General features: G+C 66.0%; 29 protein-coding genes. 17 read left to right on the top strand and 12 right to left on the bottom strand.

The genetic code is table 11. The features are described from left to right. The first annotated feature begins 45 nt into the window (after positions 1-45). Positions 46-912 carry a glycosyltransferase family 2 protein gene (locus AC1DWU_RS18645; RefSeq protein WP_477151507.1) on the top strand — a complete coding sequence of 289 codons (867 nt, stop codon included), beginning with the start codon at positions 46-48 and terminating at the stop codon, positions 910-912. Here the strand turns inward: AC1DWU_RS18645 and AC1DWU_RS18640 are convergent, their stop codons facing one another. The 5 genes from AC1DWU_RS18640 to AC1DWU_RS18620 form a co-directional block, all read right to left on the bottom strand. After that, a complete protein-coding gene (locus tag AC1DWU_RS18640; protein WP_477151506.1) occupies positions 913-1806 on the bottom strand; it encodes a ribokinase in 894 nt (297 codons plus the stop codon). It abuts the gene before it with no gap. Beyond that, a complete protein-coding gene (locus AC1DWU_RS18635) occupies positions 1803-2321 on the bottom strand; it encodes a DUF1697 domain-containing protein (protein WP_477151505.1) in 519 nt (172 codons plus the stop codon). Before AC1DWU_RS18635 ends, AC1DWU_RS18640 begins: the two co-directional genes overlap by 4 nt. After that, positions 2318-2920 (bottom strand): YdeI/OmpD-associated family protein, encoded by a 603-nt coding sequence (locus AC1DWU_RS18630; RefSeq protein WP_477151504.1) that lies wholly within the window; start codon positions 2918-2920, stop codon positions 2318-2320. The genes AC1DWU_RS18635 and AC1DWU_RS18630 overlap by 4 nt, the downstream gene beginning before the upstream one ends. Beyond that, the gene (locus AC1DWU_RS18625; RefSeq protein WP_477151503.1) at positions 2920-3741 is read right to left on the bottom strand and encodes an arylamine N-acetyltransferase family protein; all 822 of its coding nucleotides are present in this window, start codon (positions 3739-3741) and stop codon (positions 2920-2922) included. Before AC1DWU_RS18625 ends, AC1DWU_RS18630 begins: the two co-directional genes overlap by 1 nt. A gap of 93 nt (positions 3742-3834) precedes the next feature. Then, positions 3835-4494 (bottom strand): L,D-transpeptidase, encoded by a 660-nt coding sequence (locus AC1DWU_RS18620; protein ID WP_477151502.1) that lies wholly within the window; start codon positions 4492-4494, stop codon positions 3835-3837. A 226-nt stretch (positions 4495-4720) separates the two neighbouring features. Here AC1DWU_RS18620 and AC1DWU_RS18615 point away from each other — a divergent pair, with 226 nt between their 5' ends. The 5 genes from AC1DWU_RS18615 to AC1DWU_RS18595 are packed head-to-tail and all read left to right on the top strand — an operon-like array spanning position 4721 to position 8534. Beyond that, on the top strand, positions 4721-5392 hold the full coding sequence (locus AC1DWU_RS18615) for an amino acid ABC transporter permease (protein WP_477151501.1): 672 nt from the start codon (positions 4721-4723) through the stop codon (positions 5390-5392). Continuing rightward, positions 5392-6063, top strand: a complete 672-nt coding sequence (locus AC1DWU_RS18610; RefSeq protein WP_477151500.1) for an amino acid ABC transporter permease — start codon at positions 5392-5394, stop codon at positions 6061-6063. The genes AC1DWU_RS18615 and AC1DWU_RS18610 overlap by 1 nt, the downstream gene beginning before the upstream one ends. A 1-nt stretch (position 6064) precedes the next feature. After that, positions 6065-6799 (top strand): amino acid ABC transporter ATP-binding protein, encoded by a 735-nt coding sequence (locus AC1DWU_RS18605; protein WP_477151499.1) that lies wholly within the window; start codon positions 6065-6067, stop codon positions 6797-6799. A gap of 5 nt (positions 6800-6804) precedes the next feature. Next, positions 6805-7722, top strand: a complete 918-nt coding sequence (locus tag AC1DWU_RS18600; protein WP_477151498.1) for an isoaspartyl peptidase/L-asparaginase — start codon at positions 6805-6807, stop codon at positions 7720-7722. A gap of 20 nt (positions 7723-7742) precedes the next feature. Then, positions 7743-8534, top strand: coding sequence for a transporter substrate-binding domain-containing protein (locus AC1DWU_RS18595; protein WP_477151497.1), 792 nt, complete (start codon positions 7743-7745; stop codon positions 8532-8534). An 84-nt stretch (positions 8535-8618) separates the two neighbouring features. On the opposite strand, the gene AC1DWU_RS18590 is transcribed toward AC1DWU_RS18595, so the two are convergent. Beyond that, positions 8619-9617: a LacI family DNA-binding transcriptional regulator gene (locus AC1DWU_RS18590; RefSeq protein WP_477151496.1), complete on the bottom strand. Its 999-nt coding sequence runs from the start codon at positions 9615-9617 to the stop codon at positions 8619-8621. Positions 9618-9703: 86 nt separating this feature from the next. On the opposite strand from AC1DWU_RS18590, the gene AC1DWU_RS18585 reads away from it, so the two are divergent. Further along, positions 9704-10618, top strand: a complete 915-nt coding sequence (locus tag AC1DWU_RS18585) for an ROK family protein (protein ID WP_477151495.1) — start codon at positions 9704-9706, stop codon at positions 10616-10618. Further along, positions 10615-11337 (top strand): copper homeostasis protein CutC, encoded by a 723-nt coding sequence (locus tag AC1DWU_RS18580; protein WP_477151494.1) that lies wholly within the window; start codon positions 10615-10617, stop codon positions 11335-11337. The genes AC1DWU_RS18585 and AC1DWU_RS18580 overlap by 4 nt, the downstream gene beginning before the upstream one ends. On the opposite strand, the gene AC1DWU_RS18575 is transcribed toward AC1DWU_RS18580, so the two are convergent. Next, complete coding sequence (locus AC1DWU_RS18575) at positions 11334-12146, bottom strand: undecaprenyl-diphosphate phosphatase (protein WP_477151493.1); 813 nt, start codon at positions 12144-12146, stop codon at positions 11334-11336. The two genes, AC1DWU_RS18580 and AC1DWU_RS18575, sit on opposite strands and share 4 nt — an antisense overlap. 98 nt (positions 12147-12244) lie before the next feature. Between AC1DWU_RS18575 and AC1DWU_RS18570 the strand changes: the two genes are divergently transcribed. The 4 genes from AC1DWU_RS18570 to AC1DWU_RS18555 are packed head-to-tail and all read left to right on the top strand — an operon-like array spanning position 12245 to position 15612. Next, positions 12245-12922: a glutathione S-transferase family protein gene (locus tag AC1DWU_RS18570; RefSeq protein ID WP_477151492.1), complete on the top strand. Its 678-nt coding sequence runs from the start codon at positions 12245-12247 to the stop codon at positions 12920-12922. Further along, on the top strand, positions 12903-14093 hold the full coding sequence (gene queG / locus AC1DWU_RS18565; RefSeq protein WP_477151491.1) for a tRNA epoxyqueuosine(34) reductase QueG: 1191 nt from the start codon (positions 12903-12905) through the stop codon (positions 14091-14093). Before AC1DWU_RS18570 ends, queG begins: the two co-directional genes overlap by 20 nt. 11 nt (positions 14094-14104) lie before the next feature. Then, positions 14105-14977 (top strand): NAD-dependent epimerase/dehydratase family protein, encoded by an 873-nt coding sequence (locus AC1DWU_RS18560; RefSeq protein ID WP_477151490.1) that lies wholly within the window; start codon positions 14105-14107, stop codon positions 14975-14977. Continuing rightward, positions 14974-15612 carry a GNAT family N-acetyltransferase gene (locus tag AC1DWU_RS18555; RefSeq protein WP_477151489.1) on the top strand — a complete coding sequence of 213 codons (639 nt, stop codon included), beginning with the start codon at positions 14974-14976 and terminating at the stop codon, positions 15610-15612. The genes AC1DWU_RS18560 and AC1DWU_RS18555 overlap by 4 nt, the downstream gene beginning before the upstream one ends. On the opposite strand, the gene AC1DWU_RS18550 is transcribed toward AC1DWU_RS18555, so the two are convergent. Together AC1DWU_RS18550 and AC1DWU_RS18545 are read right to left on the bottom strand one after the other, a co-directional pair. Next, positions 15609-15947 (bottom strand): YciI family protein, encoded by a 339-nt coding sequence (locus AC1DWU_RS18550; RefSeq protein WP_477151488.1) that lies wholly within the window; start codon positions 15945-15947, stop codon positions 15609-15611. The two genes, AC1DWU_RS18555 and AC1DWU_RS18550, sit on opposite strands and share 4 nt — an antisense overlap. A 9-nt stretch (positions 15948-15956) precedes the next feature. Beyond that, complete coding sequence (locus AC1DWU_RS18545) at positions 15957-16757, bottom strand: alpha/beta hydrolase (protein WP_477151487.1); 801 nt, start codon at positions 16755-16757, stop codon at positions 15957-15959. Positions 16758-16948: 191 nt separating this feature from the next. On the opposite strand from AC1DWU_RS18545, the gene infC reads away from it, so the two are divergent. Next, positions 16949-17485 (top strand): translation initiation factor IF-3, encoded by a 537-nt coding sequence (gene infC / locus AC1DWU_RS18540; RefSeq protein WP_477151560.1) that lies wholly within the window; start codon positions 16949-16951, stop codon positions 17483-17485. A 196-nt stretch (positions 17486-17681) separates the two neighbouring features. After that, entirely contained in the window at positions 17682-19922 is a 2241-nt protein-coding gene (locus AC1DWU_RS18535; RefSeq protein WP_477151486.1) for a methyl-accepting chemotaxis protein, read from the top strand. On the opposite strand, the gene AC1DWU_RS18530 is transcribed toward AC1DWU_RS18535, so the two are convergent. Next, positions 19919-20281, bottom strand: a complete 363-nt coding sequence (locus AC1DWU_RS18530) for a DUF423 domain-containing protein (protein WP_477151485.1) — start codon at positions 20279-20281, stop codon at positions 19919-19921. The genes AC1DWU_RS18535 and AC1DWU_RS18530 overlap by 4 nt on opposite strands. A gap of 122 nt (positions 20282-20403) precedes the next feature. Continuing rightward, positions 20404-21027: an NADPH-dependent F420 reductase gene (locus AC1DWU_RS18525; RefSeq protein WP_477151484.1), complete on the bottom strand. Its 624-nt coding sequence runs from the start codon at positions 21025-21027 to the stop codon at positions 20404-20406. Positions 21028-21130: 103 nt separating this feature from the next. On the opposite strand from AC1DWU_RS18525, the gene AC1DWU_RS18520 reads away from it, so the two are divergent. The 3 genes from AC1DWU_RS18520 (at position 21131) to AC1DWU_RS18510 (ending at position 23518) form a co-directional block, all read left to right on the top strand. Next, positions 21131-22018: a LysR family transcriptional regulator gene (locus AC1DWU_RS18520; protein ID WP_477151483.1), complete on the top strand. Its 888-nt coding sequence runs from the start codon at positions 21131-21133 to the stop codon at positions 22016-22018. 125 nt (positions 22019-22143) lie between these two features. After that, the gene (locus tag AC1DWU_RS18515; RefSeq protein WP_477151482.1) at positions 22144-22914 is read left to right on the top strand and encodes a hypothetical protein; all 771 of its coding nucleotides are present in this window, start codon (positions 22144-22146) and stop codon (positions 22912-22914) included. 181 nt (positions 22915-23095) lie between these two features. Further along, the gene (locus tag AC1DWU_RS18510) at positions 23096-23518 is read left to right on the top strand and encodes a MarR family winged helix-turn-helix transcriptional regulator (protein WP_477151481.1); all 423 of its coding nucleotides are present in this window, start codon (positions 23096-23098) and stop codon (positions 23516-23518) included. Here AC1DWU_RS18510 and AC1DWU_RS18505 read toward each other — a convergent pair. Beyond that, positions 23515-23682 (bottom strand): hypothetical protein, encoded by a 168-nt coding sequence (locus AC1DWU_RS18505; protein WP_477151480.1) that lies wholly within the window; start codon positions 23680-23682, stop codon positions 23515-23517. The two genes, AC1DWU_RS18510 and AC1DWU_RS18505, sit on opposite strands and share 4 nt — an antisense overlap. Between the last annotated feature and the right edge of the window lie 181 nt (positions 23683-23863).

The following is a 23863-nucleotide window of genomic DNA, read 5'->3' as shown; positions in this document are numbered from 1 at the left end:
CGGGACTTTCTCAATCAAGACCGCGAGCGGCGGGGAGCCTGGGCTTTGACGGACAGTACTGTGGCGGTGGTGATCCCCGCCTACAAGGCCGAAACCCTTATCGAAGAAGCGGTGCGCAGCGTGCTCGCGCAGACCCATGCCGATTGGGAAGCCTGGATCGTTACCGATGACGGCGAGGACTACGAAGAACTGCTCGGCCGCGCCGGCCTCGTCGACAAACGCTTCCATTTCCTCAGTTCCGGCCGCGTCGGCGCCGGTGCCTCGCGGGCCCGCAACCTGGCGCTCGACCGCATCCAGACGCCTTACGTGGCAATCCTTGACGCCGACGACCGGATGAAGCCGCGCAAGCTCGAACTGGCGGTCGCGGCGCTGGCTGAACAGCCGATCGTCGCATCGGCGCTCGACGTAATGGACCAGGCCTACAACCGGCTGCGCCTGGTCGGCGACGGGCCGGATCGGGTGCTGACACCCGGCGCCTACAAGTTCGTCAACTTGTCGATGGATTCGATGATCGTCTGGGACCGCCGCCGCTGCGACGCGCGCTACGATCTCGAGCTCACCAACATGACCGATCTCGAACTGTTGATGCAGCTATGGCGCACTGCGGGGAGCGTCCATCACCTTGGCACGCCGCAGCACGACTACATCAAGCTCGCGACCTCGATGAGCAACGGCATCGGCGTCACGGAAAAGATGATCGCCGCGAAAAAGACGCTCCTGTCGCGCCTCGAAACTAACCAATACCGCTTCGCCGCGCCCGGCACAGCGGAAGGGATCATCGCCTTTCTCGGCATCTCGCTGGCGGCAGAGGCGGCATATCCCATGGCCCTGGAAGAGCGGCCGGGCCTGCTGTTCGAGGATCACCTCGAGCCGATGTTACGGGCCTATGAGGCGCAGGTTCGGCGGGACTGACTACTTCAGCGCCGCTTCGACGTCCCTCAGATACGGCACCGCCGGCTGCGCCCCCGGCTTCAGCACGGCAAGGCTCGCGGCCACCGCCGCCCGGCGCATGGCGGCCTCGAGATCCAGCCCACGATCCAGGCCAGCGGCCAAGTAGCCGCAGAACGTGTCCCCTGCCCCGACCGTATCGACCGGGTCGACCTTCATCGCCGGCACCGCAAAACTGCCGGTCGGCGTCGCGGCCCGTGCGCCGTCCGGCCCAAGCGTCACGATCACCGTCTGGTTCTGCGATTTGGCCCAGTCGGTCATCGCCGCATCGAGCTTGTCCATGCCGGCGCCGGTCAGCAGCTCGAACTCGGTCTCGTTGGCGATGACGATCGAGGCCTGCTCGGCCACTGCCTTAGTGGTCTTCAAGAACGGCGCGGTGTTGAGGATCGAGACGACGCCCTGCGCCTTGGCCAGTTCCAGCGCCCGCTCGGTCGCCGCCTGTGGGATCTCCTGCTGCAGCATCAGCACCGAGCCGATGCCGAGGCCCGCGAGCGCCGCGTCCGCGTCGGCGCGGCTCATCGTGCCGTTGGCGCCGGGGAGGATGGCGATGACGTTTTCGCCGGCCTCATCGACGAAGATCATGGCGATGCCGGTAGCGCCGTCGACGATGCGCACGTGGCTCAGATCGACGCCGTCGGCGCGCAGAAGTTTGAGGGCTTCGTCCGCAAAACTGTCGGAACCTGCCGCGGCGAACATGCGGACTTCGGCCCCGGCACGTCGCGCCGCCAGCGCCTGGTTGGCGCCCTTGCCGCCGGCGGCCATCGAGAACTCGTTGCCCGGCACGGTCTCGCCCGGCTTGGGGATGCGGCTGACGGTGCCGATGAGATCAAGGTTGGTGGAGCCGAGGACAGTGATCAATTGAGGACCTTGGGGATGGTGTTCCAGTTGCGCATGGTCGCGATTGCGCCCTTCTCCAACTGCCGGTCGAACTTGTCCAGCCCCGGCCCGTGCCGCCCGTCCGGCTGGCGGTAGCCGACGAGGTAGATGTCGCGCGCGTCGGCACGCACGACGTCGTAGTTGTCGGGGATGCCGGTGTACGTCGCGCCTGTCGGCAGCGGCTTGTCGAACAGCATGACGTAGCGATGGAAGTGGCCTTCTTCCGGGTAGGCGGCGAACGGCTTCGACGCCAGCATCGCCTCGATCTCGTCGCCCGACCGCATCACCGCCTCGCTGAACCAGCCCCAGCGCTTCTCGATCGCGGCTTCCAGCTCTGCCTTCGGGTCATGCGCACATTCGAAGCGCACGTTGCCGCTGGCGAGGATGGTCTTGACGTTGGCGTAGCCGAGTTCCTCGCAGAGCGCCTTCAGCTCGGCCATCTTCATCTGGCGCTTGCCGACATTGACGGCGCGGAGGAACGCCACCCACAGCGTCACTTCCGCTTGCCCTGCGGGTAGATGGTCTCGCCGCGCTTGAGCATGTCGACAAAGCTCTCGATCTTCTTCTTGCGACCGGCCTCGGTTTTCATGTTGTGGGTGCGGAAGGCGATGGCGAAGCGGTTCTGCTCGCTGAGCTTGCCGAGCATTTCCCTGGCCGCCGGCTCGGCGTCGATCGCCGCCTGCAGGTCGTCGGGTATCTTCAGGTCCTTGCCGGCGCCGTAGGCCTTGTCCCAGCGGCCGTCGGCCTTGGCGGCCTCGACATGCTTCAGGCCATGCTCGGTCATGCGACCGGACTTCACCAGCCGGGCGACGTTGTCGACGTTGATCTTGCTCCAGATGCTCTTCCTGCCGCGGCGCGTGTAGCGCTGCAGGAAGCTCCGGTCATCAAAACCCTTGCGCACGGCATCGATCCAGCCCCAGCACAACACCACGTCGATCGCCTCTTTGGCAGTGATCGAGGGCAGCCCCGAGTCGACCTTGTGGATCTTGATCCAGAGTTCGTCCCAGGTGTCGTGGTGCTTCGACAGCCAGTCGTAGAACGCCTGCTCGTCCTTGAACTCGCGGACCTTTTCCGGGTCGACAATGACCGGCGCCATCAGGCGGTCCCGCCGGCCACGATCTTCGCGAGCGCCTGGTCAAGCCGTTCGTCGCCAGGAAGCGCTATGCCGAAACTGCCCGTGAGCGCATCGCGCAACTCGGCGACGCTGCCGAGTTGTCGCGTTTCGCTGGTTCCGTCGGTGAGCCGGGTCGTCAGCGACAGGTCGCTTATGGTGACCCGCTGCGCCTTGTCGGCTCGCGCCGCCATCAGCATGGTGCGCATTCGCGTATCGTCGGACGCGCGATCGTTCATGGCGGTGATTTCTGCGGGCGAGGCGTCGATCGGGGCGAATTCGTAGACCGGCATCCAGTTTTCCCCGGTCTGCGCCTCCAACTGCCAGGCAGGATTGCCGCCGGTCAGCCGGTAGGTCTCGAACGGCGTGGCCTGTTCGACATCAGCCCTCAAGCGCAGCGGCACTGTCGGCGTGAGACTGCCGAAACCGGCGTCCACCAGGTAGGGCACGCCCGCCACGTTGACCACCAGCACCAGGTGGCTCAGCGGCCGCTCCTCGCCCTCGGCCCGGCCGAGCAGGACGCGGGCGGCAAAGGCGCTGACCTCGAAATCGAGTTCCTCGAGCATCGCCTTGAGCAACAGGTTGTGCTCGAGGCAATAACCCCCGCGACGGTCGAACAGCAGCTTCTGCTGCAGGTTGGTGAGATCGAGCCGAACGGGCGCGCCCACCAGCGGATCGAGGTTCTCGAACGGGATAGCCGCAACATGCAGCTGGATGAGCTGGCCCAGCGTCTCCAGCGAGGGAGCGATCGAGCCGGCAAAGCCGATACGCTCGAACCAGGCATCGATATTGGCCCTTGCTGCCACGGATATCCCCACCGCTGATTCCGGGACGGCCATAATGATGAGCGGAACGGGATTTGTCACCCCGCCCCTCACGCACCTGCGCCGATGGGCAGGTCAGCCGGTGACGACCACCCGGGTGCCGGTGGGAACGCGGCTGTAGAGGTCGATGATGTCCTGGTTGATCAGGCGAATGCAGCCCGACGAGACGGACTGGCCGATCGTATAGGGCTCGAGCGTGCCATGCAGGCGGAAATGCGTGTCCTTGCCGTTGCGGTAGAGGTAGAGGGCGCGCGGACCGAGCGGGTTCCTGAGGCCGGGCTCGAGGCCGGCGGCCATGTCTCCGTATTTCTCCGGCTGGGTCTTGATCATGTTGGCGGTGGGGGTCCAGCGCGGCCATTCAGCCTTGCGCGAGATCACCGCGCTGCCACGGAAATTCAGGCCTTCTTCGCGCCCGACGCCGACGCCGTAGCGCATGGCGCGCCCGCCCGGCTCCACCAGGTAGAGGAAGCGCTGGGTGGTGTTGACGACGATGGTGCCCGGCCTCTCCGGACCGGCATAGTCCACTTCCTGGCGCCAGTACTGCTGCGGGATCTTGCGCAGGTCGATGGCAGGCACCGGGAACGGCTCGTCGGTCTTCATCGCGTAGTAGCTGGCCCAGGGCTCGTCGACCTGGATTATGGTCACCCCATCGCGGAGGCCGGACTTGCCGGTGGAAGAACAGGCACTGAGCGCAAGGGCGGCGCTCCCGATCATGAATAGGCGACGGGTGGTCAAGGCAGGTCTCGCGAAGAGGGTGACAAATATCAGTGTGTTACCCAGCAAGAACTGGCCGTGATTGTCGAGTGCAAGGGGGTCACACTCATGGCCCAATGCCGTTCACGGCGGCGTGTGTTCGTTTCCGTACCAAATTTTGAAGGCTGCGTCGGATAGGTCTGTGACGCTGCTTGACATTGCCAAACCGTGACATAAAGTGAAACCGGTTTCACACGGCGGAGGGCGCGTGCGGCTCGATCTCACCATTCTCGTTCCACATCTCGGCTTCCTGGCCGAAGGCGCTCTGCTGACGCTTGAGGCCTGTGCCCTGGCGCTGATCGGCAGCGTCATCCTCGGCATGCTGGTGGCCATTGCGCGCACCTCGTCGAGCAAGTGGATCAGCCGGCTTGCGTTCCTTTACGTCGACCTGTTCCGCAATATCCCGTTCATCGTGCAGCTGTTCTTCTTCTATTACGGCCTGCCCGAGATCGGCATCTACATCGACGCCTTCACCACCGGCGTCGTCGCGCTCTCGATTGCCGGCGGCGCCTATGCGTCGGACGCGATCCGGGCCGGCATTCTCGCCATCGACAACGGCATCCTCGAAGCGGCCGAGGTCAGCGGGCTGAGTAAGCGCGTGACCTTCACCCGCATCGTGCTGCCGATCGCGCTGCGCACCTCGGTGCGGCCGCTCGGTTCGGTGCTTATCAACATGATCCTCACCTCCTCGATCCTGTCGACCATCACGCTGAACGAGCTCACCGGGCAGGCGAAGATCGTGGCCTCGGACACCTTCCGGCCGTTCGAGGTCTATGTCGTGCTGCTGGTCGTCTATGCGGCGCTGACCTACCTCGTTTCAATCGGCATCACGCTGCTGCACCGCCGTCTCAACCGTGACCTGCAGGAACAGGTGAGCTGATGCGTTTCGCCGAGTTCACCCCCTACGACATCGTGCTGCTGCTGCAGGGCCTCGGGGTCACTGTCGGGCTGTTCCTCATCACTTCGCTGATCGGCGTGATCATCGGCGTGTTGTGGGGCGTGGTTCGCTTCTATCGCGTGCCGGTGCTGATGCAGGTCATCACCTTCGTCTCCGAGATCCTCAAGAACTCACCGGTGCTGGTACAGCTGTTCCTGGTGTTCTTCGGCTTTCCGGCGTTCTTTCACGTCAACGTGACGCCGGTACAGGCCGCGATCGTGACGCTTTCGGCCAACACTGCGGCCTTCGTCTACGTCATTGCCGTGTCCTCGATCGAATCCATCGGCCGCGACCAGATCGAGGCAGCGCGGGTCTTCGGCCTGTCGCGCTGGCAGGTGCTGCGCCACGTCATTGCGCCGCAGGCCGCCGCGTTCTCGATCGGGCCGCTGACGGCTTTGCTGGTGAACCAGTTGCAGGTCACCTCGCTGATCTCGGTCATCGGCGTGCTCGATCTCGCCAAGATCGGCGCCACGCTCAACCTGAGGACGCTGAAGCCGTTCATCGTGTGGACGGCCGTTGGCATCCTCTACTACCTCGCCGCCAAGGCGGTCGCCTCGCTGGGCGCCTGGGCCGAAAAACGTCTGCGGGCGCACAGCGCCTTCCGGGGCCTCTAGCATGCTGAAAGTCGAAAACGTCAAGAAGGCCTTTGGCCCGGCGGTAGTCCTCGATGGGGTGAACCTCACGGTCAATCCCGGCGAGGTGGTCTCCATCTTGGGATCGTCGGGTTCGGGCAAGTCGACGCTGATCCGCTGCATCAACGGGCTCGAAAAGCTCAATGAAGGCAAGATCACCGTCGATGATTTCGATGTAAGCAAACCGAAGGAACTGGCCGAGGCACGGAAGCGCTCCGGCACTGTGTTCCAGCTGTTCAACCTCTACCCGCACATGACGGCGCTGCAGAACATCACGCTGGCGCCGATCGAGGTGCTGAAGCGCGACAAGGCGGAAGCCGAGGCTGAGGGTCGCGCGTTGCTCGCCTCGGTGGGGCTGGGCGATCGGGCCGATGCCTACCCGGCGCAACTGTCCGGCGGACAGCGCCAGCGCGTCGGCATCTGCCGCGCCCTCGCGATGAAACCGCGCTACCTGCTGCTCGACGAGGTCACCAGCGCGCTCGATCCCGAGATGACCTCGGAAGTGCTCGACATCCTCGCCAAGCTCGCGGCCGAGGGCACCACCATGGTGTTCGTCACCCACGAAATCGAATTTGCCCGGCAGATATCCAACCGCGTCGTCTTCCTCGAGAAGGGCGTGCTGCTGGTCGACCTGCCGACCAAACAATTCTTTGCAGCCGATGGCGGCCTCGCTCAGCCGCGAGTCGCGCAATTTCTCTCCAAGATGCGGAAAGACTGACCACCATGTTGTTCATCGCCAATGCGGAAGGCTGGCCCGGCATCCCGACGACGGTCGATATGCTGCGATCGGGCGCCGATAGCTTGACCGCCATGGTCGCCGGCATCTCGAAGGTCGAAGCCGAGACCAAGGTGCGCAGCGTCGGCCATGGCGGCTGGCCCAATATGCTCGGCGTGATGGAGTGCGATGCCGCGGTCATGGACGGCACCACCCGTGAGGTCGGCAGCGTCGGCGCCGTACCCGACACCATCCCGGTGGCGCGTCTCGCGCACGAGGTGATGAAGAAGCTGCCGCACGTGATGCTGACCGGCGACGGAGCGCGCCGCTTTGCCACTGAAACCGGTTTCTCGGTCGACGACGTGCTGCTCGAGGACTCGAAGCGCGTCTGGTGGGAGCGGCTCGAGAAGGAAATGACGCCCGAGCAGAAGGCGGCCTTCCCGGACACGCCGCTCGCCCCGCTGCTGAAGACCATCACCGATCCGGAGCGGGTGCGCGACACCACCGTCTATCTCAGCGCCGACCCGACGCGCGGCATCCATGCCGCCACCTCAACCTCCGGCTGGGCCTGGAAATACCCAGGCCGGCTCGGCGACAGCCCGATTCCCGGCGCCGGCTACTATGCCGACAGCCGCTACGGCGCTGCGGCCTGCACGCATACGGGCGAAATGACGATGCGCTGCTCCACTAGCCGCACGATCGTCCTCGCCATGAAGCTCGGCTACTCGCTCAGCGACGCCGTCAAGCTCGCGGTGGACGAGCTCAACGAATTGACCGAAGGGTTCCTCGGCGGCGTGGTGATCCATGCCGTCGACGCCAAGGGGAACCACGAGGTGTTCAATTTCAGGTGCCAGGGCGAGATCCGCTACTGGCTCTGGGACGACTCGATGCCGGAAGCAGAACTCCGCGCAGCGAAGACTATCTGATCAAGGAGAGGACCAAACCCATGAAGCGTATTCTCACGACCATTGCCGCGCTGGCGCTCGTCGCCACCACGGCTGTCCCGGCCTTCGCCGGCATGATCGACGACATCCGCGGCCGCAACGTCGTGCGCATCGGCGTGTCGCTCGGCGGCGAGCCGATCGGCTTCCGCGACGACCAGAACAACCCGGTCGGCTACGACGTCGATGTCGCCAACATGATCGCCGCCAAGCTCGGCGTGCCGGTGGAGTTCACCGACGTGTCGGGTGACGCGCGCATCTCGATGCTGGTCTCGGGCCAGCTCGACATCGTCGTCGCCAACACTTCGGCGACGCTCGAGCGGGCCAAGTCGGTGAACTTCACGATCCCCTACAACCGCGCCGGCCTCCGCGTGATCGTCCAGGCCGACTCGGGCATCACCGACCTCGCCGGCCTCGCCGGCAAGAAGGTCGTCGTCGGCCGCGGCACGACTGGCGAGACCTTCATCAAGACCGCCGTGCCGACCGCCGAGCTGGTCTATGTCGACCAGTTCGCGCCCGATGGCGTGCTGCAGTTGCAGCAGAAGCGCGTCGACGCCGCAATCGAAGACAGCTCGCTCCTCGACTACCTCGCCACCAAGAACCCCACCCTCGTGACGCTGCCGGGCCTCTACTCGAACGACCCGATCGGTATCGCCGTCGCCAAGGGCGATCCGGAGTTCGTGCGCTGGCTCGACATGTTCGTGTCCGATTACATCCAGTCGGGCGCGTATTCGGCCAACTACAAGAAGTGGTGGGGCGAGACCGCCAACCCGCCCGAGCTGATCGCACTCTGGTAAGAACGCGCTAGGGCGGCGCCATCTCCCTTCGCCGCCGTCCAAGCCGACTGCCGGGCCGTCCCCCAAGGCGGCCCGGAACTGTTTTCAGCTCGTCTTTCGCGGCACGAACCGCGTTGGGATCAGCACCGGCGGCTGGCCCGGAACGAACGCGGTGGGGTCGGCGAGAAACCGCACCATCTGGCGCACGTAATCGGCCTTGTCGTAGCCGATGGACGAGATCGGGTAGGCATCGAAATCGGTCAGCGACAGGTTGTCGAAGCCGTAGAGCCGGAAGCGGGTCGGGCGGTTGCCGGGGAAGTCCTCGCGGCAGACATCGAGAATGCCCATCGCCATGGCGTCGGAGGTGCAGAACACTGCATCGGGGCACTCGAAGCCAACCACCGCGGGCGCCGCCGCGTGCCCGCTCTGATAGGAATAATCGCCCTGGACGGTCTGCACGAGTTCGATGCCATGCTTCTGGAACGCCGTGAGATAGGACGCGATGCGCGCCTGTTCGACCAGCGAGGAGGCACGGCCGGTGACCAGCGCCGCGGTCTTCACCCGATTGCGGGCCGCGTCCGCGATGGCCTGCTCGATGCCGACCGCTTCATCGGGGATGATAGCTGGCGACAGCTTGTCGTGGCGGCCGTTGAGCATCACCACCTGGTCGGAGCGGAACATCTTCCGCACCGTCTCGGCATCGGCGAAATCGGAAAACACCAGCGCCGCGTCGACGTGATAGGCGACGCCCTGGCGCAGGAACTCCTCGACCTTGTCGACCGAGCCGACGCGAATGAGGATCACCTGCTTGCCGATGGCCTGGGTCTCGGCCAGCAACAGGTCGAACAGGTCGAGATCGGAGAGATCGTGGATGTGATTGACCACCACCGCGATCAGGTTGACCGTCTTGGTGGTGAGGCTCTGCGCCAGGAGGTTCACCCGGTAGCCGAGTTCGGCCGCCGCCTGCAGCACCCGCTCGCGCTTTTCCGCGGAGACCGGGCGCTTCTCGGTCGACAGGGCGCGCGAGGCGACAGCGCGCGATACACCCGCCAGCGCTGCGACATCGTCGATTGTAGGGTTCGCCTGGCGGCTCTGTTCAACCATTGCGCGTCATCGCACCTTTCACGCTGGCCGAGTCGGCCGGGTACTACGAAGGTAGATGCCTGCTCCTTAGAAAGCACTCAACCCCGATGATTATCTGCTTCGATATTGGCGGCTCCGGCATCAAGGGCGCCGTCGCTACCAGTCCGTCCGAGTTGACGCCGCTCGGCCGCGTGCCGACACCGCTCGACGACTTCGGCGCCTTCGCCACCGCGATCCGCGGCGTCGCCAACAGTTCGGGGGCGCCGACCGATGCGCCGGTGGCAATTTCGATCACCGGCGTGGTCGATCCGGCCGATGGTGTCATCACCTGCGCCAACATCCCCTGCATCGATGGCCGGCGGTTCGCAGCCGAACTCAGCGAGCAGCTCGGCCGCCCGGTGTTCGTCGCCAATGACGCCGATTGCTTCGCGCTGGCCGAAGCCATCGAAGGCGCCGGCCGCGGCCACCGCATCGTCTTCGGCGCCATCCTCGGTACCGGAGTCGGCGGCGGCATCGTCATCGATGGACGCATCGTCAACGGTGCGGGTGGCTTTGCCGGCGAATGGGGGCACGGCCCGGTGGCCGCCACCTCGGCGGGCAACCCGCCGGTCGACATCCCGCGTTTCCCCTGCGGTTGCGGCCAGATCGGCTGCGTCGACACGATCGGCGCGGCGCGCGGCATGGAGCGCCTGCACAAGCACCTCCACGGCATCGAGCTCCCGAGCACCGCAATCGTCGAAGCCTGGCGCACCGGCGACGCCAATGCCGCTCGCACCATCGAGGTGCAGGTCGATTTGCTCGCCGGTCCGCTAGCGCTGGTGATCAACGTGGTCGGCGCCGGCATCGTCCCGGTGGGTGGTGGGCTCGGCAAGGTGCCGGAGTTCATCGCGCTTCTCGACACCGCAGTGCGCCAGCGCATCCTGCGCCGGCTCAGCGAACCGCTGGTGGTGCCCTCGCGACTCACGGTAGAGCCCGGCCTCGTCGGTGCCGCCATCCTCGGTTTCACGGAGAACGCCTCGTGAGCGCCCGCCTGCTCGAAGTCTGTGTCGCCGATCCGCAAAGCCTGATCGCAGCTGTGGCCGGTGGCGGCGACCGGATCGAGCTCTGCTCTGCCCTCGAACTGGGCGGGCTCACGCCGTCCCCCGGCCTGATGCGGCTCGCCGCCGACGCGCCGATCCCGGTCTACGCCATCGTCCGCCCGCGCAGCGGCGATTTCGTCTGCGACGATGCCGATGTCGACGCCATGCTAGCGGACATCAACGCCATCCGAGCCGCGGGTCTCGCCGGCGTGGTGCTCGGCGCCTCGCGCCCGAATGGTGAACTCGATCTCAAGGTGCTGGCGCGGCTGATGGACCAGGCGGACGGCCTCGGCTCCACGCTGCACCGCGCCATCGACCTCGTGCCCGATTTCGCCGAGGCGACTGAAGCCGCCATATCGCTGAAGTTCGAGCGCATCCTCACCTCCGGCGGCGTGCACGTGGCGCTCGACGGCATCGACAACATCGCCATCGCCCACGCCACCGCCCGTGGCCGCATCCACATCATGGCGGGCTCGGGCCTCACGCCCGCCAATGTCGGCGCGCTGCTGGCGGCCGTCCCGGTCGACGAAGTCCACGGCTCCTGCGCTTCGCCGGGCCCGGCATCCAGCGCTCCGGCGGTACGGCTAGGTTTTGCCGCCGAAACGCGCCGGCGTACCGATCCGGCAGTGGTCAGGGCGTTCAAGGCGGCGATGTCGGCTTAGCCGAACAGCAGGATGCCCCACAGCCCGATGGCGCCGACGAAGATCCGCCAGTAGGCGAAGATCGCGAAGCCGTGCCGCGAGATATAGTCGAGCAGATACCGCACCACGAAGAACGCAACGATGAAGGCCGCGGCAAAGCCGATGATCACCGCGGCGCCGAGTTCGGCAGTAATGAACTCGCGGCTCTTGTAGAGATCATAGAGAAATGCCCCGCCCATGATCGGCATGGCGATGAAGAAGGTGAACTCGGCCGCCGAGCGCTTGTCGGTGCCGAGCAGCAGCGCGCCGACGATGGTCGAGCCGGAGCGCGAGACGCCCGGGATCAGCGCCAGCATCTGGAACAGCCCGATATAGAGGCAGAGCAGCGGCGGGTAGTTGTAGATATCTGTGTACTTCGGCGTCAGCTTCAGCTGGTCGACATAGAGCAGCACGATGCCGCCGACGATCAGCGAAACACAGAACACCACCGGCGTCTCGTAGATCACCGTCTTGATGAAATCGTGCAGCAGCACGCCGGCAATCGCCGCCGGGAACGAGGCTAGGATAACGCCGAGGATAAAGCGCAGAGCCCCGGGTTTCCGGGCGATTGCGTCCTTGGCGATCTGCAGCAGGCGCTGGAAATACACCACGACGATCGCGAGGATCGCGCCGAGCTGGATCAGCACCTCGAACACCCGCCCCGGACTCTGGAAGCCGAGGAAGTGTCCGGCGAGCAGGATGTGGGCGGTCGATGAGACCGGTAGGAATTCGGTAAGGCCCTCGATAATCCCTAGGATCAGCGGCACAAAAAGACCTTGATCGGCGTTCATCTGATCCCCTAACTCATCCCACCCGGCGGGGCGGCGCGGGCGGCATCTAGCCCGATTTGCCCGGCCCCGCCAAGGATCGGCAAGGACCCTTTTCCCGCATGCCAAGGTTGCTCCAGCACAGGCTCGACCCCTCCTCCCGCCTCGCCCGGCTGATGTTCGCCGAATACGGCGTCGGCATCGACCTAGAGGACATCAAGCCGTGGACACGCGAGCCCGCGCTGCTCGAGCTCAACCCCGCGGCAACCGTGCCGATCCTCGCCGAGAACGGCGAGCCGCCGGTGGTGGGGACACTCGCAGTGGTCCACGCCATCGAGGAGCGCTACGCGCCGACTGCGGTCGCGGGGCTGTTCCCCTCACAGCCGGCGCTACGCAACGAGATGTGGCGGCTGCTCGAATGGGTGCTGGTCAAGCTCAACGACGAAGTGACCCGCTACGTGCTTGAGGAAAAGATCGTCAAACGCGACCAGCGCGGCATGACGCCCGAGCCGGGCGTGCTGCGCGTCGCGAAGGCCAACCTCGCCGAGCATCTGCACTACTTCAACTGGCTGTTCGCCACCCGCCACTGGATCGCCGGCGACACCATGACCCTCGCCGATTTCGCGCTGGCCGCCCACCTCTCCAGCCTCGACTATCTGGGCGACGTACAGTGGGACACCTCGACAGAAACCCGGCAATGGTACGCCCGCATCAAGTCCCGTCCGGCCTTCCGTACTCTGCTTAACGACCGTGTGGCCGGCATGCCGGCGGCGGCGGGATATGCGGACTTGGATTTCTGACGCTGCCTCTGACTGTGCTACACCGCGCGGCGTGACAGACGAAAACCTCCTCGCCGAACTCCGCGACCGCGCCAAGGCCCTGGGCTTCGATGCGTTCGGCGTGGCGCGTGCCGATGCGCGGCCGGACCTGCGGCAAAAGCTCGACACCGCCCTCGCCCGCGAGTGGCACGGCGAGATGGCGTGGATGGCCGAGACTGCCGAACGCCGCGGCGCGCCGGAAGCGTTGTGGCCCGAGGCGCGGTCGGTGGTGATGCTGGGGATGAACTACGGGCCGGATACCGACCCGATGGCCGACCTCAAGCACCATTCGCTGGGCAATATCTCCGTCTACGCCCGCAACCGCGACTACCACGACATCATCAAGGGCAAGCTCAAGGAACTGGCGGGGCTGCTGAGCCGGCGCACCGGAGCCGAGGTGAAGGTGTTCGTCGATACGGCACCGGTGATGGAGAAGCCGCTCGGCGAGGCAGCGGGCATCGGCTGGCAGGGCAAGCACACGGTGCTGGTCAGCCGCGAGTACGGCTCGTGGCTGTTCCTCGGCGCCATCTTCACCAGCGCTGAACTCCCCGCCGACGAACCGCATCCCGAAAGCTGCGGCAATTGCCGTCGCTGCCTCGATGTCTGCCCCACCAATGCCTTCCCCGCTCCGTTCCAGCTCGATGCGCGCCGCTGCCTCAGCTACCTCAACATCGAGCATCCCGGCCCGATTCCGCTCGAATTCCGCGCCCCGATGGGCAACCGCATCTATGGCTGCGACGATTGCCTCGCCGTCTGTCCATGGAACAAGTTCGCCTCCGAGACGCATGAGATGAAGCTCCGCGCCCGCGACGAGCTCAAATCCCCCGCGCTCGCGGACCTGGTGCAACTCGACGATCCCGGCTTCCGCGCCCTGTTCGCCGGCTCCCCCGTCAAGCGCATCGGCCACGCGCGGTTCCTGCGCAACGTGCTCATCGCGGTCGGCAATTCTGGCGACCCCATACTCATCCCGCTGGCCGAAGCCCGCCTTGCCGATCCCGAGCCGCTGATCCGTGGCGCGGCCGTGTGGGCGGTGCGCCGGCTTGTGGCGAAAGAGCGCGCGGATGCTCTGGCGCTTGCGTTTTTGCCCGATGAAGGCGACACCACCGTTCAGGCAGAGTGGAGCGCGGTCGTCCAGCCGGCGCGTGCGAATTAGAGTTCTAGAGAATGCGCCTGTTCTTTTTTGGCATGGGTTATTCGTCGCGCGCGACGGCGCGGGCATTGCACCTGCTGGCTGACCCCGCAATCCCGGTCGCCGGCACGACGCGCAGCACCGAAGCCGCCGAGTCGATGGCCGACTCGGCCTATCGCATCCACGTGTTCGACGGCGAAGTGCCCGGCACGACGCTCAGCGAAGATCTCCGCCAGGCGACGCACGTCATTCTGTCGATCCCGCCCGACGAGCGCGGCGATCCGGCGCTGAACCTCCACCGCGCCGATCTCGATGCGGCACCCAACCTCGAGTGGATCGGCTATTTCTCCACCGTCGGCGTCTATGGCGATTTCGGCGGCGAATGGATCGACGAGGACGCGCCGACCCGGCCGCAGAACGTCCGCTCGAAGCAGCGCGTCGAGGCCGAGGAGGCCTGGCGCGCCTACGCCAAAGAGCGCGGCGTGCCGCTGTTCATCGAGCGGCTGGCCGGCATCTATGGCCCCGGCCGGTCGGCCTTCGACAAGCTGCGTGAGGGGACCGCGCGGCGCATCGTCAAGCGGGGCCAGGTGTTCAACCGCATCCACGTCGCCGACATCGGCCGCATCACCGCACGCGCTGCACTGAGCGACCTCGATGGTACCTTCAACCTCGCCGATACCGAGCCCGCCCCGCCGCAGGATCTCGTCACCTACGCCGCCCACGTTATGGGCATCGAGCCACCGGCCGAAGTCCCATACGAGACCGCCGAGATGACGCCGATGGCGCGGAGCTTTTACTCTGACAACAAGCGCGTCTCGTCGAAGCGGGTGCTCGAAGCGCTGGGCGCCGATCTCCTCTATCCGACCTACCGCGAAGGTCTCGACGCCATCTGGAAGGGCCGCGCATGAGTGCTCCAAAGCCTGCCGCTCTACCCCAGCCGATCGTGCTCGATGGCCGCTACGCGCGGCTAGAGCCGATAGACGTGCGCCATGCCGCCGACCTGTTCGAGGCGACCGTGCCCGACCGGTTCGAGTATCTGTCGCAACATCCGCCGGTCGATGCGGCGGGGGCGTCCAGCTGGATCGAAAGCCTCGCCGGCTCGTCGGAGCGGATCTATTTCGCCGTCATTGACAAGGCGACCGGCCGTGCCGAGGGGCGCTTCGCGCTGATGGGGATCGTGCCGGAGCACGCCGTCATCGAGTTCGGCGGCGTCTACTGGGGTCCCCGGATCGCGCGGACACGTGTCTCGACGGAGGCCCTCTACGTCACGGCCCGCCACATCTTCGAAGAGCTCGGCTATCGCCGCTTCGAGTGGAAATGCAACGACCGGAACGAGCCTTCGAAGCGCGCCGCCCTGCGCTTCGGCTTCACCTACGAAGGCCTGTTCCGCCAGCACATGATCATGAAGGGCGAGAACCGCGACACCGCCTGGTTCTCGATGATCGACACCGAGTGGCCGGCCCGCAAGGCCGAGTTCGACCGCTGGCTTGACCCGGCGAACTTCGATGCGGATGGCCAGCAGAAAACGGCGCTGCGCTTCTAGCCCGGCAGGCTGTCGCCCGGGAAACTCCGCCCCGAATACACCTCGAAGGTCAGCCAGCCGGCCTTCACCGCGGGATCGTCGGCCATCAGCGCCTGCGTCTCCTCGATGCTGGTGGTGAACAGCCCCAGGCCGGCCATGTCCGTCTCACTCGCCAGCGGCACGACGATGGCGAGCTGCCCGGCGGCGCGCATGGCGAAGTTTCGGCGGGCGTGCTCCCAGACGATGCTGCGGTCGCCGTCCGCCTGATAGTTCGGCCCCTTCTTCAGGACCAGCACGCTGTAGGCGTGCGATTTGGCCAGCATCTCGCGCATGTAGTCGTCGGTGATCTCGGTCATGGTCCCCTCCTAAAGCTCCAGTTCCAGCTGCTCCGGCGGCGCCGTGAGTTCGCGCTCCACCGCCGCGCGCAGCAGTTCCAAATCCGCTTCGCGGCTCAACCGGTGATCCCCATCCGGCACCAGCGTGAAGGTCACCGGGTCGGTCAGCAAGTGCTGCACCAGCCGCATCGCGTGCTCGCGCGGCACGTCGGGGTCCTTGCCGCCCTGGAGGATCGTCACGGGGGCGCCGACATCGATGCCGCGTCCGAACATCAGGTGATGCTGGTTGCCGTCCTCGATCAGCTTGGCCGTATAGGGATACGGCTCGTCCGAGTATTTCGACGGACGCTGCACGATGCCGTCGCGCTTCAGCGCCGCCAGCTCGGCCTTGCTCATCCGCTTGGTCATCAGCTCGGCCGTCGCGTCCACCGCCGGGGCGATGAGGATCAGTGCCTTGACCCGGTCGCCCCCGCCCCGCCGGCGCAGTTCGCGCGCCATCAGCAGCGCCAGCCAGCCGCCGAGCGATGAGCCCACGATCACCTGCGGCCCGGTCGTGGTCGCGAACACCGCGAGCGACTCCTCGAGCCAGCGCGTGATCGTGCCATCGAGGAAATTCCCGCCCGACTGGCCGTTGCCGGAATGGTCGAAACGGGTCACCGCGATGCCGCGCTCGGCGCCGAAGGCATCGAGCATCGAGGCCTTGGTGCCGGTCATCTCCGAGCGGTAGCCATTGAGCCAGAAGATGCCCGGCGTGCTGCCCGGCCGTCTCAGGACAGCGATGTGGCGCAAGTCCGTGCCCTCACCGACCTCGACAAACTCCACCGATTCCACCTATGAGCCTTCCAGCAACCGATATTTCGCTGCTGCCTTTTGCCTGCCAGTTCACCTTGCGGCAACAGTTTGTCGCGAAAGCACGCCCGGCGCATGTTTCTTGTCCGGCGCGGTGTTGACTTATGCCTGTCCCGGCACGATTTTAGCGGTGATTTCCCGCCGCTCCGGTAACAATCGAAGGAACGCCTGCCATTCGTCGTCCCATGAGACCCGTTGCGCCCCAGAAAGATGGGCCGCAGTCTAACGAAGATATCTCCTCCCCCGACGTTCAGCTGATCGATGGCGAGGGCGCCAACCGCGGCGTCGTACGCACTCGCGAAGCTTTGACCGAAGCGCAGGAGCAGGGGCTCGATCTCGTCATCATTTCCCCGAACTCGGTCCCCCCCGTCGCCAAGATGCTCGATCTCGGCCGCTTCAAATATGCTGCCCAGAAAAAGGCCGCGGAAGCGCGCAAGAAGCAGAAGGTGATCGAGGTCAAGGAAATCCAGCTGCGTCCGAATATCGATACGCACGATTACGAGACCAAGATGAAGGCGGTGCACCGGTTCCTCGAAGAGGGTGACCGGGTGAAGGTGACGATGCGCTTCCGCGGTCGCGAAATGGCGCACCAGGAACTGGGCATGCAGCTCTTGGTCAAGGTGCAGGCCGAACTCGAAGCCAAGGCGAAGGTCGAGTCCTCGCCCCGCTCCGAAGGCCGCCAGATGGTCATGGTGCTGGCGCCGAAGTAACGGCGACAGCGATAGGGTTTGAAAGGGCGGTCCTCGGGCCGCCCTTTTCATTTCTTAGATTTCCGGAATTCTTTCCTGCTTTCCCGAAAGCTGTTTCCCTGGCGGGCGCGGCGGATTTCCCGGTCCGTTAAGCGTTTTCACCTAGCATCTTGCTCCGGCTGGTCGAGGGATGGACCGGGTGGGGGGGGATCGATAGATGCTGCAGCGGCTGAGCATTACGCAGAAGATTTATGGCGCATTCGGCGCGCTGGTGTTGCTCCTGGGCTTCCTGAGCGTTGCCGGCTATTTTGGGGTCCAGGCCGTGGCCGGGATCTTTGCCGACTATCGCCTCGCGGCGCACCAGTCGCTGGCCACCGGCCAGATCGTCAAGGAGATCGAGGCGCTGCGCATGGCGGCACTCCGCTACCGCGCCGACCGCACCACCGACACCGCCGCCGCGTTCGACGCGCGGCTGGGCAAGCTCAGCATCGACAAGGACGAGACAGCCGCCGAGTTCGCCGGCGACGAAGCGGCCAGTGCGCTGATCGCCAATGTGCGCTCGGTGGTCGGCTCCTACGGCAAGGCGTTCACGGCGGTGGTCACGCTCGACACCAGCCGGCAGTCCATCGTGGCCGAGATGACCGAAAAGGCGAAGGCCGCACGCGGGCTGCTCGACGAGCTCACCGCCTACGCATCCTCCACCAACGACCTGAGTTCGGTGAAGCAGACAGCCGATATCGGCGCCAATGTCCTCGGCATGCTGGGTGCAGTGGATCGCTACATGCTGGGCGGCAACGACGCCGACTTCGCACAGATCGGCGAAGCCGGCACCAAGGCCGCCGACCTCGCCAACGAGCTCGCGGTTTTCATCTTCACCCCCGAGCCGCAGGCCAAGGCCTATGCCACCGCAACGGCAATCACCGACTACCTGGCGCTGGCTGAAAAGGTGAAGGCCGCGACCGATGAACGGAAGGACGTGGAAGCCACGCAGCTCGATGCGACCGGGCTCCGGCTCGGCGCCGAACTCGAAAATCTCCAGGCCGGCATCGTGGCTCGGCAGGACCAGCTCGGCGAGACCAGCACAACCAGCACCAGCCTGACGCAGACCGTCCTCATGGCGGTCGGTGCGGCCGCCGTGCTGCTCGGCATCGCCATGGCGGTACTGATCGGCCGCTGGCTCTCGGGCACCATCCGGCTGATGGCCGAGGACATGCAGCGCATCGCCAATGGCGACCTCGACACCGAGATCGCGGCCGGTGGGCAGCGGCATGAGCTGGGCCGCATGGCACAGGCGCTGCAGGTGTTCCGCACCAATGGCCTCGCCATCCGCAGCATGGACGAGCAGAAGGCGCTGAAGGCCCTGCACGACGATGAACAGCGGGCGGCGAGCGCGGTGCTGCAGGCCGAAGTCGAGCGCGTCGTCGCCTCGGCGCTGGCCGGCGATTTCTCCGACCGGGTGGACGATGCCGCCACGGCCGCCGATACATCCGGTATCGCCAGCAGCCTCAACCAGGTGATGGCAACGGTGGAGCGCGGCGTCGGCGAGACCGCCGAAGTGCTCGATGCCTTTGCCCACGCCGATCTCAGCCGCCGGATGACCGGCGAATTCGCCGGCGCGTTCGGGCGGCTCAAGGCCAGCGCCAACGTGGCAGCCGAAAAGTTCTCGGACGTGGTGCGCCAGCTGCAGGGTGCCTCGCGCAACCTCCGCAACGCCACCGGCGAAATCCTCGCCGGTGCCAACGATCTGTCGCAGCGCACCAGCAGCCAGGCCTCGACCATCCAGGAGACCTCAGCGGCGATCAGCCAGCTGCAGGGCGCCGTGGCAGACAATGCCAAGAAGGCCGACCAGGTGGCGAGCCAGACCCAGACGGCGTCGCGCATGGCCGACGAGGGCGGCAAGGTGATGACCGAGGCGACCGGCGCCATGGAGCGGATCACCCAGTCCTCGGCCAAGATCTCCAACATCATCGGGCTGATCGACGACATCGCCTTCCAGACCAACCTCCTCGCGCTCAACGCCTCGGTGGAGGCAGCGCGTGCCGGTGAAGCCGGCAAGGGTTTTGCCGTGGTGGCCATCGAGGTGCGCCGGTTGGCACAGTCTGCGGCGCAGGCCTCGTCCGACGTGAAGCAACTGGTGGACGAGAGCGCCCAGCAGGTCCGCGGCGGCACCCGCCTCGTCGAGGAGGCGTCGGCGAAGCTCTCGGCCATTCTCACCGCAGTGCGCGAGAACAGCACGCTGGTGACCGGCATCTCGAACGCGACGCGCGACCAGGCGACCGCCATCACCGATGTCAGCGCCGCCATCCGCAAGATGGACGAGATGACCCAGCACAATGCCGCCCTGGTCGAGGAGACCAATGCCGCGATCGAACAGACCGAGGCGCAGGCGGTGGAGCTCGACCACATCGTCGAGAGTTTTACGCTGAGCGGGGCGACGCGGATGCGGCAGGCGGCTTAGGGCCGACTTCCCCAAACCCCAGCCGCCGCGACCAGCACCCAGCCCAAGATCAGCCCACCGCCCCCGATCGGGGCGGCCATCGGAAACAGCGCGCCGCCCAGCATCGACCGCGCCGCCAGATCCCCGGCGAACACCGCCAGCCCCATCAGCAGCACCACCCCGGCGGCTACCGCCACGCGGTTGAATGCCATCAAACTCAGCCCGATCAGCACGGGCGCATGCAGCAGCAGGAAGTTCGCCGCGATGCCCAGATTGTCGTCGGCCGAGTGGCTGGCACGCGCCGCCGCGGCGACACCGAGCGCTCCGCACAGCCCCGCGGCAACAAGCAGCAGGCGCGACGCCATCCCGTTCCCAGCCATCGAAAATCTCCCCGCGCGCGAGACTCACAGCCCGCATCGGCGCCAGAGTACCTGCCCTCGCGCACAAACAGAAAGGCCGGGATCGCTCCCGGCCTTCTTCGTCTGCTGCACTAGATGCGATGTCAGGCGGCGAGCTTGAGCCAAGTCGGCGCAATGCCGGTGCCCTGGCCGAGGCCGTAGCCGAAGCGGATGTTCAGCATGCCGACCGGCTCGACCAGCCGGGCGCCATCGAGGCCGCCAACCTTCTCGACCGCAAAGCCGGAGGCCTTGACCAGATCGGCCACGGCGTCGACCGCGGCGGCGTCATTGCCGGCGAGGAACACCGGCACGTTGGCGGTGGCACCGACCGGGGTGTCGAACAGGCTGGCGAAAATGGTGTTGTAGCCCTTCACCACCTTGGCCGACGGAGCCGCAGCCTGCAGCTCTTCGGCGGCCGACGTAGTGTGGCCGATGGCAAGGCCGGAGAAATCCGCCTTCACCGGGTTGGAGATGTCGACGACGACCTTGCCGGCGAGCGGGAGCTTGCCGATCAGGTCCAGCGCCGCGCCGTAGGGCAGAGCGAGGACGACGATGTCGGCGGCCAGCACGGCGGCCTTGTAGTCGGTGACGGTGGCGCCGACCGAGGCGGCGAACTCAGTGGCGGCGGCCGGGTTGGAGGCCCCCAGCACCAGCTGGGTCTTGCCGCTCAGGCGCTTGGCGAGGCCCTTGCCCATATTGCCGAGGCCGAGAATTGCGGTGGTGGTCATCTGGAAAGCTCCATCCTGCGATTGCGATGACCCCTATCTATGCGGTGACGCACAGGTATAGAATTGCAGCAGTTTGCGCTTCACTCTTGCATCGAGGTATCGAATGGCCGAGCTCACCAACCTCGAAACCTTCGTCGCGGCGGTGAAGTCGGGCAGCTTTGCCGGCGCGGCGCGGCTGCTGTCGATCTCCCCGGCCATGGTCGGTCGCCGCATCCAGGCGTTGGAGGAACATCACGGCGCCCGGCTGATCGAGCGCACCACCCGGGCTCAACGGCTGACCGAACTGGGCGAGAGCTTCTTCGCCCAGGCCGAGGCGGTGCTCGAAGCCGTCGCGGAACTCGACGACCTCACCCGCACCGAGCCGGGTAAGCTCTCGGGCCGCATCCGCGCCACCGGGCCCGCGACGCTCGGCATCCACCGGCTGGCCGGCATCATTGCCAAGTTCTGCGACGACAACCCGGCGGTGACCGTGGAGCTCAGCCTTAACGACCGCCGCGCCGACCTCATCGCCGAGGGGTATGACGTGGCGATCCGCGTGGGCGAGTTGCAGGCCTCGGCGATGATCGCGCGCCGCATCGGCACCTACCGTTTCCGCTGCGTCGCCTCCCCCGCCTACACCACGGCGTTCGGCCTGCCGGCGACGCCGGAGGAACTGCGGCACCACCGCTGCATCCTCAATCTGAACATGAGCCCGCGCAACCGCTGGCCCTTCATCGGGCCGGGCGGCGCCTCGGTCATCGCCGAGGTCGAGGGCGGGCTGCAGATCGACAATGGCGAGGCGCAACTGGCAGCCGCGCTCGAAGGCGCCGGCATCGTCTATCTGCCGGTCGACCTGGTCACCGAGCCGCTGCGCGCCGGCCGGTTGGTGGAGATCCTGCCGCACTGGCAACGGATGACCCTGCCAATCCATCTGATCTATCCATCGCGCCGCCTGGTGCCGCGCCGATTGAGCACCTTCATGGAAGCAGTCGCCAACGGCCTCAAGGGCTAAGCGATCCACGATATACAGACGTCACACAACGATTAACTTTACGGGCTAACCACTTGCGCATCCGGGTTTTCCCAATACTGGCGCGATGGACGGCATTATCGTAAAATGCCCGCATGAGTGTGGCAGTGAGTACCGTTTCGGCGTCCGAATACCTGCGCGACATCCTTTCGCGCGAGGCGGTCGATCGGCAACCGGGGTCGCCCCTGGTGCGGATCGACGCCAAGATCGCGGCCCTCTGCAATGCCTGGGGCAGCCGCCACATCGCCGACGTGGCGCCGGGCGGCGGCTTCGCCAGGTCCACCGCCAATCGCAGCGGCATCAGTGTCGATTACGTGGTGTGGATCCATACCCAGTCTGAACGCCGCATCGCCGAAATCTACGAGTCGATGTTCTCGGCATTCCAGCGGCTCGGCCTCTCCCCGATCCGCCGCAACGTCACCATTGCGCTCAATGTCGGCAATGTCGTCGTCGACCTGCTGCCAGCCAAGCGCCTGTCGATGATCTCGGAAATCCACGAGATCTACTCGTCTCGCCGCAACGCAGCGATCACCACCAATCTCCACCAGCACGCGCTCGATAGCCGCGATGCCGAGCGCGAAGAAGAAGTGCGGATCCTCAAGCTCTGGCGCGACCAGAACGGGCTGGATTTCCCGTCCTACTATCTCGAACTCGCCACTTACGCGGCGCTCCGCCGTCGACCGGTGGGCGCACTGGCCGACAATGTCTGGGCCGTGCTGGGCTTTCTCGAACGGCTGCTGGTGCCGCGCGCCATGCTCGACCCGGCAAACGCCGCCAACATCGTCTCGGACGAACTCACCGCTCCGCAGAAGCGCACCATCGCCCTCGCCGCCGCAGCGGCCCGCAGCGGCCGCCCGTGGTCGGAGATCGTGCGGTAGCACGCCTTCTCTACTCCACCACCGGCGTCATTCCCGCGAAGGCGGGAACCCAGTGGATATCTCAACTGCGGCATCGCACTAGGTTCCCGCGTTCGCGGGAATGACAGCGGCGAGGGGGCCAGCAACCCTGCCTTAAGTCACAACACGCTATGATAGTGCCTCACCCCTCGGGGAGGAGGCCGTGTTCGACCACAAGGAAACTCTGTTTCACGTTGCGAGCCAGCTGGCCCGCCGTCTCGCCAACCACCTGCGCGAGACGCTGGAGCCATTCGGCCTTCATCCGGCGCAGTTCACTGCGCTCAGCGAGATCGCCGGGCGTGAAGGGCTGACCCAGGCGGAACTGGTCACCCGGCTCGACCTCGAGCAGCCCGGCGTCGCCCGCACCCTCACCGGGCTCGAAGCTGAAGGCTGGATCGAGAAAGCCACGATCGGCAAGGGCCGGGCCCAGGGCCTCTACCTCAGCGAGAAGGCCAAGACCGTGCTGCCGCAAGCCGCCGCTGCGGCCGCGGTGGCCGACCGGCAGGCCCTCAAGAGCCTCAGCAAGACCGAAGCCGCGCACCTGATCGACGGGTTGAGCGAACTCGCCGCAGCCAACCGCGGCTAGTTCTGCGCCGCAACGACGAGCGGCTTCGGCGCGTCGACTGCATCGGGCCGCGGCACCAGCACCAGCACCGCCAGCGCGGCCAGCCATATGGCACCGCGCAAGTGCGCCTTGGTGATCGGCAATCGCTGTGGCTCCGCGGACTTTACCGCGAACAGATCGGGCATGAAACGCTCCTCGGGAACGCGCCTCTTGCCGGCGCTTGCCAGCGATCACTGCAAACCGATATTACGCGCTGATGACGTCCGGCCCGGACTCCCCTTGCGTGTCCACCGGTTTCCCCCTATACACCCGCCTTCTCGACGGGCCGCCCGGCCAAAAGGCATGCCGTGGCGATCCCGAATGCAG

The organism is Devosia sp. P2_G7, assembly GCF_056403495.1.
Note: the sequence above shows the minus strand (reverse complement) of the source record. Positions and strands in the feature narration are given on the sequence as shown.